Here is a 642-nt window from a genome sequence, read left to right on the forward strand (position 1 = left end):
AGCGTGCAAGCTTCTTGAGAAACGCTGCAATCTCCTCGGGCTTCTCAAAACGGTTTTTGCCCTTGTCCTGCAAGAAGGCGACAAGCTCCTCCATCGACATGTTCATGATCTGCTCGGGCTCGAGTTCTTGAATGACCGCGAGCGAGGTGCTGCCGAACGTGTCGGAGAACGGATTGTCCTGGCGCATGCCGCTGAACTTCAAAAAGACCTGGTTCAGAAAATAGGTCTTGTCCCGCTTGATGTTGTTCATCAGGAAGAAGCGTGTACGAGTGAGACGCTGCAAGGCTTCGTATTGGATGATTTCTTTCATCTCATGGGGCAGTCGTCCAAATCGCAGATGGTCTGCAATTACCCAGGCATCCACGCGGTCGTTCTTGGGAAGGGCTTCATACCCCTTCTTGAAACGAGCCACCTTCCTTGCATTCAAGACGTAAATCTGAGACTGGACGCGGGGTTCATAGCCCTGCAGCTCGGTCTTCAGATAATGGGCCAGGTGCCAGCCGAGATTGGAGGTAGCCTCCATCCCGATGCGAAGCTCCTGGGTGCCGGCTTTGTCCGCCGTGTCCAACATTTTTTGAATGAGGGTGTCCGCCCCCGTCTGGTCGTTAGGCACGGCGAAGGAGGCCAGCGAAGCACCGGCCC

1 protein-coding gene is annotated in these 642 nt (G+C 55.1%); it reads right to left on the reverse strand.

The features are described 5' to 3' along the window. Positions 1-642, reverse strand: a 642-nt coding sequence (locus E6C55_RS33290) for an IS110 family transposase (protein WP_136374124.1), incomplete at both ends; no start/stop codon positions are given.

This window comes from Cohnella fermenti, assembly GCF_004801405.1.
Classification (GTDB): domain Bacteria; phylum Bacillota; class Bacilli; order Paenibacillales; family Paenibacillaceae; genus Cohnella; species Cohnella fermenti.